This is a genomic window from Variovorax sp. dw_308, assembly GCF_019207085.1.
Taxonomy (GTDB): Bacteria; Pseudomonadota; Gammaproteobacteria; order Burkholderiales; family Burkholderiaceae_C; genus Variovorax.
In genome coordinates, this window is the sequence record NZ_JAATOM010000001.1 from 36,987 (window position 1) to 54,703 (window position 17,717).

Sequence of the window (17,717 nt, forward strand, 5' to 3'; positions counted from 1 at the left end):
AATGAACGCCCTTCGTTTCATCGCCTCGCGCGCGGCCGGCATGGCCATCGTGCTGGCCATCGTCGCGGTGCTCGTCTTCGTGCTCACGCGCGCCGCCTCGGGCGATCCGGTGTCGGTGCTGCTGGGCGACCAGGCCACCGCCGCCGACATCGCCCGCGTGCAGAAGGAATACGGCCTGGACAAGCCCTTGCCCGTGCAGTTCGGCTACTGGATCCGCGAGGTGCTCCAGGGCAACCTCGGCCAGTCGATCTTCCTGCAGCGGCCGGTGACGCAGGCGCTGGCCGAGCGGGCCGAACCGACCACGCTGCTGTCGCTGATGGCGGTGGCCATCGCGGCGCTGATCGGGCTGCCGTGCGGGATCATCTCCGCGGTGTTCCGCGGCAAGGCGATCGACCAGTTCTTCACCGGCATCGCGATGCTGGGCGCGAGCATCCCGAGCTTCTGGTTCGGCATCGTGCTGATCCAGATCTTCGCGGTGTCGCTGGGGTGGTTCCCGGTGTCGGGCTACGGCGCGCCGGATGCGCCCTTCGCCGAGCGCATCCATGCGCTGATCCTGCCGGCCACGGTGCTGGGCATCCTCAACTCGGCGCTGATCATCCGCTTCACGCGGGCCTCGATGCTCGACGTGCTGGGTGAAGACTATGTGCGAACGGCGCGTTCCAAGGGCCTGTCGGAAAGCACCGTCGTGCTCAAGCATGCGTTGCGCAATGCGCTGGTGCCGATCGTCACGGTGCTGGGTCTCACGGTGGCGCTGATGATCGGCGGCGCCGTCGTCACGGAGACGGTGTTCGGCCTGCCGGGCGTCGGCAGCCTGGTGGTGAATGCGGTGCTGCGCCGCGACTATCCCGTCATCCAGGGCGCGCTGCTTGTCATCGCGGCCATCTACGTGCTCATCAACTTCTCGATCGACCTGCTGTATGCCGTGGTCGATCCGCGCGTGAAAGTCTGACCATGTCCATCAAGCTTCCCCGCATGGTGCGCCAGTTGATGCACCGTCGCATCGTGATGGTGTCGGCCGTGGTGCTGCTCATCATCGCGGTGCTCGCCATCGGCGCGCCGATCTTTGCATCGGCCGACCCGAACGACACCGCTGTGCTCGAACGGCTGAAGGCGCCGAGCGCCGAGCACCTGCTCGGCACCGACGAACTCGGCCGCGACATGTATGCGCGCATCGTCCACGGCGCGCGCTACTCGCTGAGCATCGCGGCGCTCACCGCGCTCGGCGCGGTGGTCTTCGGCACGATCCTCGGCCTGGTCGCGGGCTTCTTCCGCAAGCTCGATGCGCCGCTGATGCGCGTGGTCGACGCGATGATGTCCTTCCCCGACATCCTGCTGGCGATCGCGCTGGTGGCCATCCTCGGCGCCTCGCTGGGCAACGTGGTGCTGGCGCTGGTGCTGGTCTACACGCCGCGCGTGGCACGGGTGGTGCGCGCATCGACGCTGGTGGTGCGCGAGCTGCTGTTCGTCGAGGCGGTGCGCGCGCTGGGCGTGCGCACCTCGCGCATCCTGTGGCGCCACATCCTGCCGAACCTGATGTCGCCGATCCTGGTGCAGGTGTCTTTCATCTTCGCGTACGCCATCCTGGCCGAGGCGGGGCTGTCCTTCCTCGGCGTCGGCGTGCCGCCCGAGATTCCGACCTGGGGCACGATGGTCGCGGGCAGCCAGCAGTATGCGGACAAGGCCTTCTGGGTCGTGTTGTTCCCGGGGCTGGCGATCATCTTCACGGCGTTGTCGCTGCAACTGCTGGGCGACGGCGTGCGCGACCTGCTCGATCCCAAACTCAAGAAGGCAGCGTGATGAAGCACTTGTTTGCCTGTTCAAGCGGCGTGTCCGGACTGAGGTTGGTGAGGCGTTCGTGGCGAGATCACGCCGACGGCGTACTCCACTCCGCGAATGTCCCCCGCCGTCAGCCTGCGGCCGCCGGCTCCTCCTTTATTTCGCTGCGTGGAGCACACCATCGACGTGATCCAGACGCGCGGTCGTTGTTCAGGCGCGAATTCGGGCGGTGGCACGGCGCGGCGTCACCCGTGCAGAGGGCGCTGGGTGTCCCCTGCAGCGAAATAAAGGAGGAGGCGAAGCCGGGGGACATTCGCGGAAGGGGATACCCAGTGGCCTCGGCACGCACCCCGGACCATCGCGCCTCCCACGCCCCTCGGAACCAACACGCACCTCGCAACCAACGCGCATTGGAGCCACTGAAATGACAACCGCACCTCGACTCACCGTCAACAACCTCAGCACCGCCTTCCCCACCGAAGACGGCCTGGTGCGCTCGGTCGCCGACGTGAGCTTCTCGATCATGCCGGGCAAGACCACCGCGCTGGTGGGCGAATCGGGCTCCGGCAAGTCGGTCACCAGCCTCACGCTGATGGGCCTGCTGCCGAAGACCGCCAATGCCCAGGTCAGCGGCAAGACCGCCTTCGTCACGCGCAACGGCAGCACGGTCGACCTGCTGTCGCTCGGCACGCAGGACATGCGGCGCCTGCGCGGCAACGAGCTGTCGATGATCTTCCAGGAGCCGATGACCAGCCTCAACCCTGTCTTCCGCATCGGCGAGCAGATCGCCGAGAGCGTGCGCCTGCACAAGGGCGTCGACAAAAAGGCCGCGATGGCGCAGGCGCTGCGCATGCTGGAACTGGTCGAGATCCCGGCCGCCGCACAACGCATCCACGAGTATCCGCACCAGCTCTCGGGCGGCATGCGGCAGCGGGTGATGATCGCGCTGGCCATGGCCTGCGACCCGACCTTGCTGATCGCCGACGAGCCGACCACCGCGCTCGACGTGACCATCCAGGCGCAGATCCTGATGCTGATGCGCCGCCTGCAGGCGGAGACTGGCATGAGCATCCTGTTCATCACGCACAACCTCGGCGTGGTCGCGCACCATGCCGACGACGTGGTGGTGATGTATGCGGGGCGCGTGGTCGAGAGCGCTCCCGTGCGGCCGATGTTCGCGCAGCCGGAGCATCCCTACACGCAGGGCCTGCTGGCCTGCCTGCCGGGCAAGGCATCGCATACGCCCGGCCAGCCCAAGCCGAAGCGCCTGTTCGCGATTCGCGGGCAGGTGTCGAGTCCGCTGGCGCCGCCGCCGGGCTGCGCGTTCGAGCCGCGTTGCGACCGGGCCATCGCCGGGTGCAGCGTCGCGATGCCGCCCTTGCTCACCAACCTTCCCGGCCGCCAGGCGCGCTGCATCCGGGTCGCAGAAAACCTCGCCCTGGAGCAAGCCGCATGACCGACTACTCCCTCTCCCCGTCCCTCTCCCTCTCCCGCGCGCGGGAGAGGGCCGGGGTGAGGGCGCTGCGCCAAACCCCCGCCCTCATCCCCCGCCTTCTCCCGCAAGCGGGAGAAGGAGCCAATACAAGAACCTCACGATGACCACCACCGACACCCCCCTCATCGAGGTGCGCAACCTCAAGAAGTACTTCGGCTCCGGCGCGCGTCCGGTGCGCGCGGTGGACGATGTGTCCTTCTCCATCCGCAAGGGCGAGACGCTGGGCCTGGTCGGCGAATCGGGCTCGGGCAAGAGCACCATCGGCCGCACCGTGCTGCGCCTGCTCGAACGCACCGACGGCGCCGTGATGTACCGCGGCGAAGACCTCGGCAAGGCCTCCGGCGAGCACATGCGCAAGCTGCGCAGCAAGCTGCAGATCATCTTCCAGGATCCGTACGCGAGCCTGAATCCGAAGATGCGCATCAGCGCCATCCTGCACGAGGCGCTCTCCACCCACGGCCTGTGCAAGGGCCCGGGCGAGCGCGAGAAGCGCATCGCCGAACTGCTCGAAACCGTGGGCCTGCGCGCGGAGCACGCGAGCCGCTTCCCGCACGAGTTCTCGGGCGGGCAACGTCAGCGCATCGGCGTGGCGCGTGCACTCGCGGTGGAGCCCGAATTCATCGTCGCGGATGAGCCGCTGTCGGCGCTCGACGTGTCTATCCAGGCGCAGGTCATCAACCTGCTGGCCGACCTGCGCGAGCGCCTGTCGCTGACGATGCTCTTCATCTCGCACGACCTCGATGTCGTCGAGTACCTCTGCGACCGCGTCGTGGTGCTGTACCTGGGCAAGGTGATGGAGGTGGCGACCACGGCCGAGTTGTTCGAGCGCCCGCTGCATCCGTACACTCAGGCGCTGCTGGCAGCCAGCCCGAAGCCGGACCCGCTGCAAGCCACCGAGGCCATCGCATTGAAGGGCGACATCCCCAGCCCGATCGCGCCGCCTTCGGGTTGCGTGTTCCGCACCCGTTGCCCGCATGCGATCGACGCTTGCTCGAAGACCGTGCCGCCGCTCGAGGAACTGTCGCCCGGCCATTTTTCCGCCTGCATCCGCAAGGATCTGCTTACCCCGCAAAAGTCATGACGAAACTCCTGGACACGCTGACCGACCCGTTGCTGGACAACGGCTTCAAGGGCTTTCCCCGTACGCAGGCGCCGATGCGTCGCAGTGAGGTGGCCAAGGCGGGATGGAACGTGCTCGCCGGCGACCTGCCACTGCCGCTCGCGGTGCTCAAGCGCGAGGCGATCGAGCACAACCTCGCATGGATGCAGGGGCAGGTGCGCCGCTGGGGCATCGACCTCGCGCCGCACGGCAAGACCACGATGTCGCCGCAGCTCTTCGCCCGCCAGCTCGACGCGGGCGCCTGGGGCATGACCGTGGCGACCGTCACGCAACTGGCCGTGGCAGTGTCTGCCGGTGCGCGTCGCGGCTTGATCGCGAACCAGGTCGTGAGCGACCAGGACCTGGCGGGCATCCAGCAACTGCTGCACGAGCACGTCGACCTGCGCGTGGTGTTCCTCGTCGATTCGCTGGCGCAGCTCGACCTGATCGAAGCCTGGTCGGCGCGGCATCCCGACAGCCTGCCCTTCCAAGTGATGATCGAGATCGGCGTCGACAACGGCCGCACCGGCGTTCGCACGCATGAACAGGCGATCGCCCTGGCCGAACGCGTGCGCGCCGGCAAGGCCGCGAAGCTGGTCGGCATCGAGACCTACGAAGGGCAGGGCGCGACCGGGGAGAGCGGCCCCGATGCCGACTACACCAACATCCTGATGGACCGCGTCGACGCTGTCGCGCGCCATTGCGTCACGCGCGGCCTGTTCGAGACCGATGAGGTGCTGGTGTCGGCCGGCGGCTCGGCCATCTACGACCTGGTGGCGCTGCGCCTGAAGCCCTCGCTCGGCATGCCGGTGCGTGGGCTGCTGCGCTCGGGCTGCTACCTCACACACGATCATGGGACGTACCAGCGCTTCCAGAGGCCGCTCGATGCGCGCCTGGGTTGCGCGCCTGGCGAGAGCCTGCGGCCGGCGATGGAGATCTGGGCCACGGTGCAGTCCTGCAACGAGCCCAACCTGGCCATCGTGGCCATGGGCAAGCGCGACATCTCCTTCGACCTGTCGATGCCCACGCCCATCGCACGGGCGGCGCGCGGGGCGATGGTGCCCTCTGGCGTTCCCGCGAGCTGGGAGATCACCGCGCTGAACGACCAGCACGGCTACCTGCGCTGGAGCGATGCGGACGCGGCGCTGGCCCCGGTGGTCGGCGAGCGCATCGCCTTCGGCATCTCGCACCCCTGCACGACCTTCGACAAGTGGCACTGGATGCCGGTAGTCGAGAACGATTACCGCGTCACTGATGCGGTGTTGATGCACTTCTGAACAGCATGACCTCGACCCTTCTTCAGCGCGTCGCGGAGATCCGGGGCAGCGCCCCGACCACCCGCCGCGCCATCCTCGACCTGATGCTGGAAGACCCCGACCGCGTGCTCGAAGAAAGCTTCGAGTCGCTGGCGGAACGCTCGCGCAGTTCGGTGCCCACCATCATGCGCACCGTGCGCGACCTGGGCTTCGCGGGCCTGCGCGAATTCAAGCTTGCGTTGGCGCAGGAACTGGCCGTCGGCGGCTCGCCCCTGCACCGGCGCGTGAGCATCGAGGACGCGGCCACTGACGTCGTGGCCAAGATCTCGCGCAGCGCCGCGGCGACCGTGTCGGGCGTGCGCAACCAGCTCGACATGGACGTGCTCGACGGCGCAGTGCAAGCCATTGCCGCCGCGCCGCACATCGACCTCTATGGGGCGGGCGCCACCTCGTGGTTCATGGCCAGCGACCTGCAGGCGCGGCTGTTCCGGCTGGGCCTCTCGGCCAACGCCTGGTCCGACTATCACCTGCAGCAAGTAGCCGGCGCGGCGCAGCGACCGGGCGGCGTGGTCATCGCGATGTCGCACGTCGGAGGCATGCCCTCGCTGCTCGACGCGGTCGACATCGCGCGCGCCCAGGGCGCCAGGGTCGTCGCGCTGACGCGGCCCGGCACCGCGCTCGCGGCCAAGGCCGACTTCCTGCTCGGCCTGACCGTGCCCGACGATGCGGTTATGCATGTCGGCATCGACGCCTACCTCACGCACCTCACCGTGATCGAGATCATCACGGTGCTGGTCGCGCAGCGCCTCGGCGACCCGGCCATGCAACGCCTGCAACGCGCGCGCGAGGCCTTCCAGCGCCATGGCATTGACGCCGCCACACACCCGCTGCAAAGCTGGGACGGCGGCGGCATCGGCGTCAACAAGAACGCAGCCAACGACACGGGAGCCGCACCATGAGCAAGCCGGTATTGCTGGAATCGGGACTGGTCATCGACGGCTCGGGCGGCCCGTCCTGGCCGGGCGACGTGCTGCTGTCGGGCGACCGCATCGTCGCCCTGGGCGAGGGCCTGCGCACGCGGTTGCCGCAAGGCATGGCGCTCGAAGACATCGAGGTGGTCGACTGCCGCGGCAAGGTCATCGCGCCCGGCTTCATCGACGTGCACACGCACGACGACGCGATCGTGCTGCACGACCCCGAGTGCCTGCCCAAGATATCGCAGGGCATCACCACGGTGGTGACCGGCAACTGCGGTATCTCGCTGGCGCCGTACAAGGTGCCGCAGGCGAAACCGCCGCTGACGCTGCTGGGCGCGGAGTCGTTCCGCCATGCGTCGATGGCGTCGTATCGCGACGCAGTGACCGAAGCCCGCCCGGCCTTGAACGTCGCCGCCCTCGTCGGCCACACCACGCTGCGCTTCGCGGCGATGCAAGCGCTCGATCGCCCGGCCAATGCCGACGAGGCCGCACACATGGCCCGACTGCTCGATGCCTCGATGGCCGAGGGCGCGCATGGCATGTCTTCCGGCCTGTTCTACGAGGAAGCCTTCCCGGCGCCGGCCGAGGAAGTCACAGCGCTGGCACGCATCGTCGCGCGGCACGGCGGCGTGTATGCCACGCACCTGCGCAGCGAAATGGCCGCCATCCTGGAGGCCATGCACGAGGCCGGGGACACGGCCTTCAGCGCCGGCGTGCCGCTCGTGATCTCGCACCACAAGTGCGCCGGCCCGGCCAACTGGGACCGCACGCTGGAGACGCTGCCGCTGGTCGATGCACTGGCCCGGCGCCAGGAGATTTCGATGGACGTGTACCCCTACGTCGCCGGCTCGACCGTGTTGCGCGAAGACCTGGTCGACGGCGTCATCGACGTCATGCTGACCTGGTCCGATCCGCACCCGGAAGTCACCGGCCGCATGCTGTCCGACGTCGCGAAGGAGTGGGGCGTGACGCAGCAGGAGGCCTGCCTGCGCCTGAAGCCCGGCGGCGCCTGCTACTTCCAGATGAAGGAGGAAGACGTCGAACGCGTGATCGCGCACCCGCGCACCATGATCGGCAGCGATGGCCTGCCGCACGACCGCCATCCGCACCCGCGCCTGTGGGGCGCCTTTCCCCGCGTGTTCGCCCGCTACTGGCGCGAGCGGCGCCTGTTCTCGCTGGAGCAGGCGGTGCACAAGATGACCGGGCTGACGGCGCGCAACATGCGCATCGCCGAACGCGGCTTGCTGCGCGTGGGACGGATGGCCGACGTGGTGGTGTTCGATCCGCAGACCATCCGCGACACCGCCACCTACGACAAGCCGCATGGCGTGAGCGAAGGCATCGCGCAGGTGTTCGTGAACGGCGTGTGTGCGTATCGCGGGGATGAGGCGCGGGTGCTGGCGCGGGCGGGGCGGATGTTGACGCGGGCTGCCTGATGGGCAGTGCCGACGGTCGCCAGGCGATACGGACAAGGACTTGCGCCCTCAGCGCGAACACAACTTGCCGAGCAGCCCTGCGTTGTCTGCGCAGACCTGGCGAAATCCGGCGCTGATCCGCTCGTCGGCTGCAGCCATCTCCCAGAAGCCAAGCGCAGCGCGTGCAGCGTCCTGCCACGCGGCTGCTTCGGCCGGAAGCGGCAAGCGCGGCGTGAAGTTGCGAGGCGGCAGTTCGACCCCGCGCACCGGCGCGTAGGCCATCGGCAGCATGTCGTAGATGGGCGCCAACCGCAGCATGTTCACATCGCCCTGCCGGGCTGGCAGGAACGACAGGTTGCCGTCATGCATGTCCGTGTTGGCGATGAGTTGGCCGAACAGCCAGACGCGCAGGGTACGGGCAAGGTCCTCGTCCTCCAGCCAACCCTTCTGCACCAGCGGCTGCACGGCCTCCGCCCAAGGGCGCCCGGCGCTGCCGATGAAAGCGTTGTTCAAGGCAGCCCACGACACCATCGGAGAGCGGCCCAGCGCGCCGTGGCGGTCGAACCGGTCGACCTCGAGGAAGGTGCGTCCCGCATGCGCGCGGACGCGGGAGCGCGCCGTGGCGATGCCGGCATGCGCCTCGAGCGCTCGTCCCGCCAGGTGCTCGCACACGAGCAGGTCCGCCCAGCGCTGCGTGCCCGGCGAATCGTCCGAACCAGAGAACTTGACCAGCACATGCTGCTGCGAGCCGTCGGCTAGCTGACGCAAGGTCGTGAACTTCGGGAACTCGCCGCCCGCCGAGGAGCCAGCGACTCCCGCGGCCAATGCTTGGGACGCCAGCTTCGGGTACTCGCTGGCCAATTGCGAGTCCGCCAATCCTGCAGACGCTTCTCCGGATGCCACCCGCTGCACATGCTCCAGCCACCGGCGGCAAGCCGGCGCGCCGACCAGCAGGTCGCCCGGGACGTCGTCGCCAAGGATCGACAGCGCGTACAGCGCATCGTCATCCGACCAACTCGCTGGGTCTTCCTGCACCTGGAGGACCGCGGCGTGCTGGCGCGCGAAGTTGCGCCCCAGGAAGCCTTGCGGCCGCATGTCCTGCATCGGATAGGGCAAGCCTTCGAACCAGCCGTCCAGCATCTGGTCTTCGAGCGGCCATCCGAATTCACCCTCGTACGCGAGCGCGGTGCCGTCGGGGTAGACCAGTTCCATTTCGGCAATCTGGTGCGGCGCTCCTTCCCTGTCGATGCGAAAAAGGGGCAGGGGCTCCAGCGAACCGCGCAGTGCCCGCCGGGCAGCGTACCGGGTGCGGCGAGCCCGTCCGCGCACGATGAGCGCACCTTCGGCCGCCCGCACGGCCCGGCTCAGCGTGGGTCGGCTCGCCCCCATGCGTTCCACGAGCGCGCTGGCGGCCAGCGGGCCGTTCGCACGCAGAACGGCGATCAAGTCAGCGGGCATGGTGAAACGATCTTTCGGCGATGAATTTACCAGGTTGAAGGGTGAAACTTCATGATCTACGAGCTATTCATGAAACGATTCTTGAAACGATTTTATTCCTTGAATGCCAAGGCCGCAAACTCGGGGCAGAAGGCGTCCCGGCGCCCCTCAAGCCGGCGCCCCTCAAGCCAGCGGCCGCCAGCAGGCGGTGGCCCACTCCGCACCGGCCATTGCGCGCACGTGGGCCGGCATCGCGTTTTCCTGCGCAGGCGTTCGCCCCGTTCTCCATTCCCGATGAGCCTCCTCGCCATTCAAGGCGGCGCGGCCCGCCCGCGACGCCCGATAATCCGCCCCTTCTCAAGGTCGGCCCCGAGCTTCGCCCTTCGCGACGGGTGCCGCTTCATGCCGCGACCCAGCCTCACTCACGACAAGAGAGACACCCCATGATCCGCAAGCTATTCGGCGCCGTCGCCCTCGCGCTCGCCTTCACCGCCGCGCAGGCCCAGCCCTTTCCGGCCAAGCCCATCCACCTGATCGTCCCTTTCCCGCCGGGTGGCGGCACCGACATCCTGTCGCGCCTGGTCGCCACCAAGCTCACCGAGGTGAGCAAGTGGACCGTGGTGCCCGACAACCGCGCCGGCGCGGGCGGCACCATCGGCATCACGGAGGCCGCGCGTGCACCGCACACCGGCTACGAGATGGTGATGGGGCAAAAGGACAACATGGTCGTCGCGCCCTGGCTCTACAAGAACCTCGGCTACGACCCCACCAAGGATCTCGTCGCCGTGGCCCACGTGGCCTACACGCCCGTGGTCATCGTGACCCGCAACGAATCGAAGTTCAAGACACTCAAGGACGTGGTCGCCGCCGCGCGCGCCACGCCCGACAGCATCACCTACGGTTCGCCCGGCAACGGCACCACCATCCACCTCGCGGGCGAGATCTTCGGCCGCGCCGCCGAGGTCAAGCTGCGCCACGTGCCGTACAAGGGCTCGAACCCGGCCATGATGGACGTGCTGGCCGGCAACGTGGACCTGATGGTGTCGTCGATTCCCTCGGCCATGAGCCAGATCAAGTCCGGCAAGCTGCGTGCACTGGCCGTGACCTCGGCCCGGCGCAGCAGCTCGCTGCCCGATGTGCCGACCGTTGCCGAGCTGGGCTACAAGGGCTTCGACGTCAGCACCTGGTACGGCCTCTTCATGCCGGCCGGCACGCCGAAGGAAATCGTTGCCACCGTCAACGCGGAAGTCAACAAGCTGCTGGCCTTGCCCGACATGAAGGACGCGATCATCGCCCAGGGCGCGGAGCCGCAGGCCATGACGACGGAGCAGTTCGACAAGCTGCTGAAGACCGACTACCTGGAATGGCGCGACATCGTGAAGGCCTCCGGCGCGACGATCGAATAGCGCCCCGCTCAACCGGCGATCGAATACCCGCCATCCACCGGTATCGCGGTGCCGGTGACGAAGTCCGAGGCCGCACTCGCCAGGAACACCGCGACGCCCGCGAGGTGCTGCGGCTGGCCCCATCGACCGACCGGCGTGCGCGCCACCACGCGTTCGTGCAGCCCTGCCACCTGCGCTCGCGCGCCCTCGGTCAACTCGGTCTCGATCCATCCCGGCAGCACCGCATTCACCTGGATCCCGTCGAGCGCCCAGGAGGCGGCCAGGGACTTGGTGAGCTGCACGATGCCGCCCTTGCTTGCCGCATAGGCCGGTGCGAAGGACGCGCCGAAGATCGACATCATCGAACCGATGTTGATGATCTTGCCGCCACCCGCAGCCTTGAAATGCGGATACGCCGCGCGGCTGCAGAGGAAGGCGCTGGTGAGGTTGGTGTCCATCACCTGGTTCCATTCGGCCAGCGCCATCTGCTCGACGGGCTTGCGGATGTTGGTGCCCGCGTTGTTGACCAGGATGTCGAGCCGGCCGCAGCGCTCGGCGACTTGCGCGAACAGCGCAGCCACCGAAGCCTCGTCCTTCACGTCCGCAGCGAGCGCCAACGCATCGCTGCCCAGCGCCTTCAGCGCTTCGACGGCCGCGGCCGACTTCTGCGTGTTGCGCGCCGCGATCACCACGCGCGCACCGGCCTGCGCCAGCCCCTTCGCCATGCCGAGGCCGATGCCCCCGTTGCCGCCCGTCACGAGCGCGACCTTGCCTGCCAGATCAAACATCCGATGGTCTCCGAGTCAATGAAAAGAAATGCGGGAGCGGACAGCCGTACGCAGAGGACGCGAAGGTTACGCGAAGGACGCGAAAGGAATACCAGGAACAATCTTGAGAGGGTCAGTGCCCAGCACTGCCCGCCGTCCCGGTGGCCGCTCGTGTTGGCTCGTTCTGTCTTCCTTCGCGTCCTTCGCGGAACCTTCGCGTCCTCTGCGTCCGGAAGTCCGAATTCAGCGGCCTCTGAAGCACTACAGGATCCGGTTGAACCAGAACAGCGACAACCCCGCCGACAGCAGCGCCAGCGCCGCGGCCGCCATCGCGAACAGGGCGGAGATTTCCGTCTCTCGCTTCTCCACCGTCAGCCGCGTGCTCAGCGTGTCGTAGACCTTCTTCAGGTCCGCCGCCGTGCCGGCATAGAAGTAGTCGGCGGAGGTCTTGTTGGCCACGGCCTTGAGCGTTTCCTCGTCCAGCCGCACGCGCATCGACCAGCCTTCGAAGCCGATCGTCTCGCCGTCCACCGTGCCCACGCCCACCGTGTACACACGCACGCCGCGATCGGCCGCGGCCTTGGCCGCGTCGAGCGGGTCGACGCCGGTGGTGCGCTGGCCGTCGGTCAGCATGATGATGGCGGCCGAGGTGTAGGAGCCCGGCGCCACCGGCGTAAAGGGCTTGGGGCCGCCTTCCTTGCCGGCCTGGTCGAGGGAATTGCCGCGCGCCTTGCTCTGCGGGCCGAATTGCGAAACGTCGATGCCCGCATCCGGGAACAGCGTGGCCAGCGAGACCACGATCGCATTGCCCGTGGCCGTGGCCCGCTGCAACTGGAAGGCGTCGATGGCGGTCACCAGGTCTTCGCGATTGACGGTCGGCAACTGCGCCACCTGCGCGCTGCCGGCGAAGGCCACGATGCCGACCTTCACGTTGCGCGGCAGGTCCTTGATGAAGCCCTTGGCCGCTTCCTGCGCGGCTACCAGCCGGTTGGGCAGCACGTCGGTGGCGCGCATGCTGCCCGAGACGTCCATCGCCAGGATGATGGTCTGCTGGTTGGTCGGCAGCATCACCACCGCCAGCGGCCGCGCCGCCGCGACCAGCAGCGCCACCATCGCCAGCAGGAAAAGGAAAGGCGGCACGTGGCGCTTGATGCTCTGCCCCGCGCCCATCGCCTCGCGCACGATCGACAGGCTCGCATAGCGGATCGCGAGCTTCTTCTTGCGCCGCATCAGCCAGACATAGAGCAGCACCAGCACCGGCACAGCGGCCAGCAACCAGAGGAACTGTGGCCATAGGAAAGTCATGCCGCCACCACCTTCACGTTACCTGCGCCACCACTGCGCACACGGCGCTTGCGCATATCGGCAAAGCGCACGATCGATTCGACCAGGTCATCCGCCGTCGACAACTCCAGCGCATCGACGCCAGCCTTGGCCAGCGAGGCGCGCAGCGTGGCCTCGCGCTCGGCCGCGATGCGCGCAAAGCGCTTGCGAAAACCCGCGTCATGCGTGTCCACCCACAACTGCTCGCCGGTCTCGGCATCGGTGAGGGGCACCAGGCCGAGGTCGGGCAGGTTGAGTTCCAGCGGGTCGTACAGGCGCACCGCCAGCACCTCGTGCCGCTGCGCGAGATGGCCGAGCGGTTTCTCCCAGCCGGGCTCGCTGAGGAAGTCCGACACCACGAACACCGTGGAGCGGCGCGGCATCAGCGTCGCCGCCGACTTCAGCATCTCGGCCAGCCGCGTCATGCCCTTGTCCTTGCGCAGTTCGGCCGCGCGCCGTTCCATCGAATGCAGCAGGTGCAGCACATGGCGGCGCCCGCTGCGCGGCGGGATCACGGCTTCCAGGTCGTTGCCATAGAGCAGCGCGCCGACGCGGTTGCCATGCCGCGTCAGCAAGCGCGCGAGCACGCCGACGAAGCCGGCGGAAATCTCGCGCTTGGCCTTCTCGCCCGAGCCGAAGTCGACCGAGCGGCTCAGGTCCAGGATGAACCACGCGGCCATCTCGCGGTCTTCCGTGAACACCCGCACATGCGGCACCTGCAGCCGTGCCGTGACGTTCCAGTCGATGTGGCGCACGTCGTCATGGTGCTGGTACTCGCGCAGGTCGGCCAGGTCGAGTCCGGTGCCGCGCATCAGCGTGCGGTAGTCGCCTTGCAGCAGGCCGTCGAGCCTGCGGATGACCGTCCATTCCAGCCGCCGGAGCGCACGCTCGACCCCCATCGCGGGCGGCCCGTCGTTGGCCGCCTGCGTGGTGGGTTCCTGCTTGCGCCACCAACTCTTCATTTCAGTGTTCCATGGCGTTGCCCGCCGCCGGCGACGCATGAAATCCCGCCGAGCACGGCGAGGGGGAGGCGCCGCAGGCGCGTTCGGGCCTGGGCTTCATTCACGCCACCAGCTTTTCATGTTCGAGCGGCTTGGGCGGCGCGGGCACGGCCCGCATGATCTTGTCGACCAGGCTGTCCGGCGTCATGCCTTCCGACAAGCCTTCGTAAGACAGCGTGACGCGATGGCGCAGCACGTCGGGCACCAGCGCGGTCATGTCCTCGGGCAGGGCGTAGCTGCGGCCGCGCAGCAGCGCCAATGCGCGCGCGCCCTCGGTGAGGTTGATGCTTGCGCGCGGGCTGGCGCCGAAGGTGATGAAGCGGCGGATGTCCTTCAGGCCGTGCTTTTCCGGGTTGCGCGTGGCCGACACGAGCTTCACCGCATAGGAAATCAGTGAAGGATCCACGTACACGCGGCGCGCCTCGGCCTGGAGCATCGCCAACTGCTCGGTGGTGGCCACCGGCTGGGCCGTTACCGGCGGGCCGATCACACGCTCCACGATCACGAATTCCTCTTCATCGCTCGGGTAGTCGACCAGCACCTTCATCATGAAGCGGTCGACCTGCGCCTCGGGCAGCGGATAGGTTCCTTCGGTCTCGATCGGGTTCTGCGTCGCCATCACAAGGAAGGGGCTGGGCACCTTGTGCGTCTCGCCGGCGATGGTCACCTGCCGCTCCTGCATCACCTCGAGCAGCGCGCTCTGCACCTTGGCCGGCGCGCGGTTGATTTCGTCGGCCAGCAGCAGATTGGTGAACACCGGCCCCAGGGAGGTGCTGAAGTCGCCGGTCTTCTGGTTGTAGATGCGCGTGCCCACCAGGTCCGCCGGCACCAGGTCGGGCGTGAACTGGATGCGCTTGAACTGGCCCTGCACCGTGTCGGCCAGCGTCTTCACGGTGAGCGTCTTGGCCAGGCCCGGCACGCCCTCCACCAGCAAGTGCCCGCCCGCGAGCATCCCGACCATCACGCGTTCCAGGAAGCGGTCCTGCCCGACCACCACGCGCTTGACCTGGTAGAGGATCTGTTCCATCAACTCGGCGGTATTGCTCTCTGTGCTCATGCTGTTGCTCGCCTTTCAGAAGGGTGAAGTGCCCACGGCCGAGGCCGCGTTCTCGATGGGCACCGCGAAGCCGATGCCGATGAAGGTGCGCGCCTGGGTCGGGTTCAGGATGGCGGTGACGATGCCGAGGACCTCGCCGTCCATGTTGACCAGCGGCCCGCCCGAATTGCCGGGGTTGGCCGCGGCGTCGAACTGGATCAGGTTGCTTAGTTCCTGCTTGCCCTCCGGCGAGCGGAATGCGCGTTTCAGGCCGGACACCACGCCCGCGGACACCGAGGGCCCGATGCCGAAGGGAAAGCCGACCGCCACCACCTGGTCGCCGGACTGCAGGTCGTCGGTGGAACGCATCGTGGCGGGAATCAGGTCGTCCGGGATCTTCTTGGCCTGCAACACCGCGAGGTCGTTCTCGGGCTGCACGCTGACGACGGTGGCCTCGGCCTCGAGCCCGTCGTAGAAGGTGACCTTGATCTTCTCCGAGCCGGCGACCACGTGCAGGTTGGTCAGGATCAGGCCCTTGTCGACGATCACCACGCCGGTTCCCACGCCGCGCTCCACCTCGCCCGGCGGGTCCGGCGCTTCCGGTGGCTTGCCCTTGGCCAGGTTGCGGCCGCGCTTCTCGGTCTTGGCCTCTGGCGTCGCCTTCTCGGGGCCGTAGCCGACCACGCGCACCACCGACGGCCGGATGATCTCGGCCGCCTTGGCGGAGGCGGAGGGCAGGGTGTTGGTCTGCAAGGTGCGCAGTACCGCCGAATCGATGTCCTTCTGCGTCAGCTTCTGCGGGGTGTGGCGCACGCCGTACAGGTAGGACCCGCTGACCAGGCCAGCGCTCAACAACACCAGCACTGCGAAACTGCGCGCGCCGGGTTGCCAGCGGGGCTTGGGTGGCGCTGCGACGGCCGTCGCGGTCGGCTGCGCGTCGGCGCCGGGTGCATCGGCAGCGGGGGGCTCGCCTGCAGATTGGGGCGCACGGGGCGAACTGCTGTAGAGAGCGGGCCTGCGCATCGGTACACCTCCGGCAAAGATGACGCGTGGAAGGTTTCACGGTAGCACGCTTTGTGCCGTCGTGCATCCCTTCGGGTATCGTGCCGCGATGCCCGCCTACATCGACACCCACTGCCACCTCGACGCGGCTGAGTTCGGCACGGAGATGCCGGCCGTGCGCGCCCGGGCTGCGCGTGCGGGGGTGGGAATGTGTGTCATCCCGGCCGTGGCCCCATTCAATTTCGACACAGTGCGCGATCTGGCACACCGGCAGGGCGACGCCTACGCGCTGGGCATCCATCCGCTGTGCACCGGCCAGGCGTCCGAGGCCGACCTGCAGACGCTGGCCGATGCGTTGCAGGCACGCCATGATGATCCGCGGCTGGTGGCCGTCGGCGAGATCGGCCTCGACTTCTTCGTCGCCGGCCTCGACCCTGAAAAGCAGGCGCACTTCTTTCACACCCAGTTGCAGTTGGCGCGCCAGCATGAACTGCCGGTGGTCATCCATGTCCGGCGCTCTGTCGACCAGGTGCTGAAGCATCTGCGGCAGGTGGGCGGCCCCGATGGGCGCTGGCGCGGCATCGCGCATGCCTTCAACGGCAGCGAACAGCAGGCACGCGCCTGCATCGCGCTGGGCCTGAAACTCGGCTTCGGCGGGGCGGTGACCTTCGAGCGGGCGCTGCGGTTGCGGCGGCTGGCGGGCACCTTGCCCCTGGAGTCAATAGTGCTGGAGACGGATGCACCCGACATTCCGCCGCACTGGCTCTACCGGACCCAGTCCGAGCGTGACTCCGGCCGGGCCCAGGGCCGCAACGAGCCGGCCGAATTGCCTCGCATCGCCGGCGTCATGGCCGCGCTGCGTGACATCGAGCCCGAGGCGCTGGCGCTGGCGACGACCCGCAATGCGCTCGACGCGCTACCTCGTCTGCAAACGCTGACCAGAGGCTGATCAAACGACCAGTGACTCCGTTGGTAGTGTGAACAGCCCCCAGTTCGTAGGCTTGCGCTGACGGCCGGGTAGGCCGAGTACCCGATTTGCCACAGGCGGGTTACAAGGCATGTTTTTGGTGTCATCCTCGGGTTCTCGGAGACCGTTGCTGCCGTGTGGCAACCGTCACGTGAATGCACGATCCAACATCGAAGGAGCTTTTGAAATGAACACCACCTCCATCCGCCTGCTGCCTGCTGCACTGGTCATCGCCGTGGCATCGGTGTGCGTGCCGGCCGTTGCGCAGACGGCTGCCCCGAGCACCACTGAGAAGGTCGAAGACGCCAGCAAGAAGGCCTACGACTCGACCAAGGAAGGCACGGTCAAGGCCTACGACGCGACCAAGGAAGGCACCGTCAAGGCATACGACGCGACGAAGAAGGGCACGGTCAAGGCCTATGACGCGACCAAGGAAGGCACCGTGAAGGCATACGACGCCACCAAGGAAGGCACGGTCAAAGCCTACGACTCCACGAAGACGGGCAGCAAGAAGGCCTGGAACAAGACCAAGAAGACCACGGCCTCGGGCTGGGACGCCACCAAGAAGACGACCGAAAAGGGCTGGGATGCGACGAAGTCTGGCACCAGCAAGGCCGTGGACGCGACCGGCAACGCAGCGAGCGCCACCGGGAAGGCTGTGAGCAACGCCGGTACCTCGGCCGCGGACGCCACCCGCAAGGTCGGCGACAAGATCGGTTCGGAGCTTCCGGCGCAAAAGCCCTGAGCTTCCGCCTCGGCGCAGCGAACGGACAAGACCCGC

At 67.8% G+C, this 17,717-nt stretch carries 16 protein-coding genes; 10 read left to right on the forward strand and 6 right to left on the reverse strand.

Features of this window, described 5'->3' with window-relative positions; all coding sequences use genetic code 11:
* The first annotated feature begins 1 nt into the window (after position 1).
* The 7 genes from HCU76_RS00180 to HCU76_RS00210 all read left to right on the forward strand — a co-directional run bounded on the left by HCU76_RS00180 (position 2) and on the right by HCU76_RS00210 (position 8,039).
* Positions 2–949 carry an ABC transporter permease gene (locus HCU76_RS00180; protein ID WP_213955045.1) on the forward strand — a complete coding sequence of 316 codons (948 nt, stop codon included), beginning with the start codon at positions 2–4 and terminating at the stop codon, positions 947–949.
* Between the two features lie 8 nt (positions 950–957).
* Positions 958–1,797, forward strand: a complete 840-nt coding sequence (locus tag HCU76_RS00185; protein ID WP_213955210.1) for an ABC transporter permease — start codon at positions 958–960, stop codon at positions 1,795–1,797.
* Between the two features lie 403 nt (positions 1,798–2,200).
* On the forward strand, positions 2,201–3,232 hold the full coding sequence (locus tag HCU76_RS00190; RefSeq protein WP_218508132.1) for an ABC transporter ATP-binding protein: 1,032 nt from the start codon (positions 2,201–2,203) through the stop codon (positions 3,230–3,232).
* A 139-nt stretch (positions 3,233–3,371) separates the two neighbouring features.
* On the forward strand, positions 3,372–4,352 hold the full coding sequence (locus tag HCU76_RS00195) for an ABC transporter ATP-binding protein (RefSeq protein ID WP_213955043.1): 981 nt from the start codon (positions 3,372–3,374) through the stop codon (positions 4,350–4,352).
* Positions 4,349–5,647, forward strand: a complete 1,299-nt coding sequence (locus tag HCU76_RS00200) for an amino acid deaminase (RefSeq protein WP_218508133.1) — start codon at positions 4,349–4,351, stop codon at positions 5,645–5,647. The genes HCU76_RS00195 and HCU76_RS00200 overlap by 4 nt, the downstream gene beginning before the upstream one ends.
* Positions 5,648–5,652: 5 nt before the next feature.
* A complete protein-coding gene (locus HCU76_RS00205; protein ID WP_213955041.1) occupies positions 5,653–6,585 on the forward strand; it encodes a MurR/RpiR family transcriptional regulator in 933 nt (310 codons plus the stop codon).
* Entirely contained in the window at positions 6,582–8,039 is a 1,458-nt protein-coding gene (locus HCU76_RS00210; protein ID WP_213955040.1) for an amidohydrolase family protein, read from the forward strand. Before HCU76_RS00205 ends, HCU76_RS00210 begins: the two co-directional genes overlap by 4 nt.
* 48 nt (positions 8,040–8,087) lie before the next feature.
* On the opposite strand, the gene yjjJ is transcribed toward HCU76_RS00210, so the two are convergent.
* Positions 8,088–9,476, reverse strand: coding sequence for a type II toxin-antitoxin system HipA family toxin YjjJ (gene yjjJ / locus HCU76_RS00215; RefSeq protein WP_213955039.1), 1,389 nt, complete (start codon positions 9,474–9,476; stop codon positions 8,088–8,090).
* A 422-nt stretch (positions 9,477–9,898) separates the two neighbouring features.
* On the opposite strand from yjjJ, the gene HCU76_RS00220 reads away from it, so the two are divergent.
* Complete coding sequence (locus HCU76_RS00220; RefSeq protein ID WP_213955038.1) at positions 9,899–10,861, forward strand: tripartite tricarboxylate transporter substrate binding protein; 963 nt, start codon at positions 9,899–9,901, stop codon at positions 10,859–10,861.
* 8 nt (positions 10,862–10,869) lie between these two features.
* On the opposite strand, the gene HCU76_RS00225 is transcribed toward HCU76_RS00220, so the two are convergent.
* The 5 genes from HCU76_RS00225 to HCU76_RS00245 form a co-directional block, all read right to left on the reverse strand.
* Positions 10,870–11,628 (reverse strand): SDR family NAD(P)-dependent oxidoreductase, encoded by a 759-nt coding sequence (locus HCU76_RS00225; protein ID WP_213955037.1) that lies wholly within the window; start codon positions 11,626–11,628, stop codon positions 10,870–10,872.
* Positions 11,629–11,868: 240 nt separating this feature from the next.
* The gene (locus HCU76_RS00230) at positions 11,869–12,912 is read right to left on the reverse strand and encodes a VWA domain-containing protein (RefSeq protein ID WP_213955036.1); all 1,044 of its coding nucleotides are present in this window, start codon (positions 12,910–12,912) and stop codon (positions 11,869–11,871) included.
* Positions 12,909–13,892: a DUF58 domain-containing protein gene (locus HCU76_RS00235; RefSeq protein ID WP_213955035.1), complete on the reverse strand. Its 984-nt coding sequence runs from the start codon at positions 13,890–13,892 to the stop codon at positions 12,909–12,911. Before HCU76_RS00235 ends, HCU76_RS00230 begins: the two co-directional genes overlap by 4 nt.
* Before the next feature lie 100 nt (positions 13,893–13,992).
* Positions 13,993–14,988 (reverse strand): MoxR family ATPase, encoded by a 996-nt coding sequence (locus HCU76_RS00240; protein WP_213955034.1) that lies wholly within the window; start codon positions 14,986–14,988, stop codon positions 13,993–13,995.
* Positions 14,989–15,003: 15 nt separating this feature from the next.
* Positions 15,004–15,990, reverse strand: coding sequence for a S1C family serine protease (locus HCU76_RS00245; protein ID WP_213955033.1), 987 nt, complete (start codon positions 15,988–15,990; stop codon positions 15,004–15,006).
* A gap of 88 nt (positions 15,991–16,078) precedes the next feature.
* Here HCU76_RS00245 and HCU76_RS00250 point away from each other — a divergent pair, with 88 nt between their 5' ends.
* Positions 16,079–16,918 (forward strand): TatD family hydrolase, encoded by an 840-nt coding sequence (locus HCU76_RS00250; RefSeq protein WP_218508134.1) that lies wholly within the window; start codon positions 16,079–16,081, stop codon positions 16,916–16,918.
* A gap of 205 nt (positions 16,919–17,123) precedes the next feature.
* Positions 17,124–17,681, forward strand: coding sequence for a hypothetical protein (locus HCU76_RS00255; RefSeq protein ID WP_213955031.1), 558 nt, complete (start codon positions 17,124–17,126; stop codon positions 17,679–17,681).
* Positions 17,682–17,717: the final 36 nt, after the last annotated feature.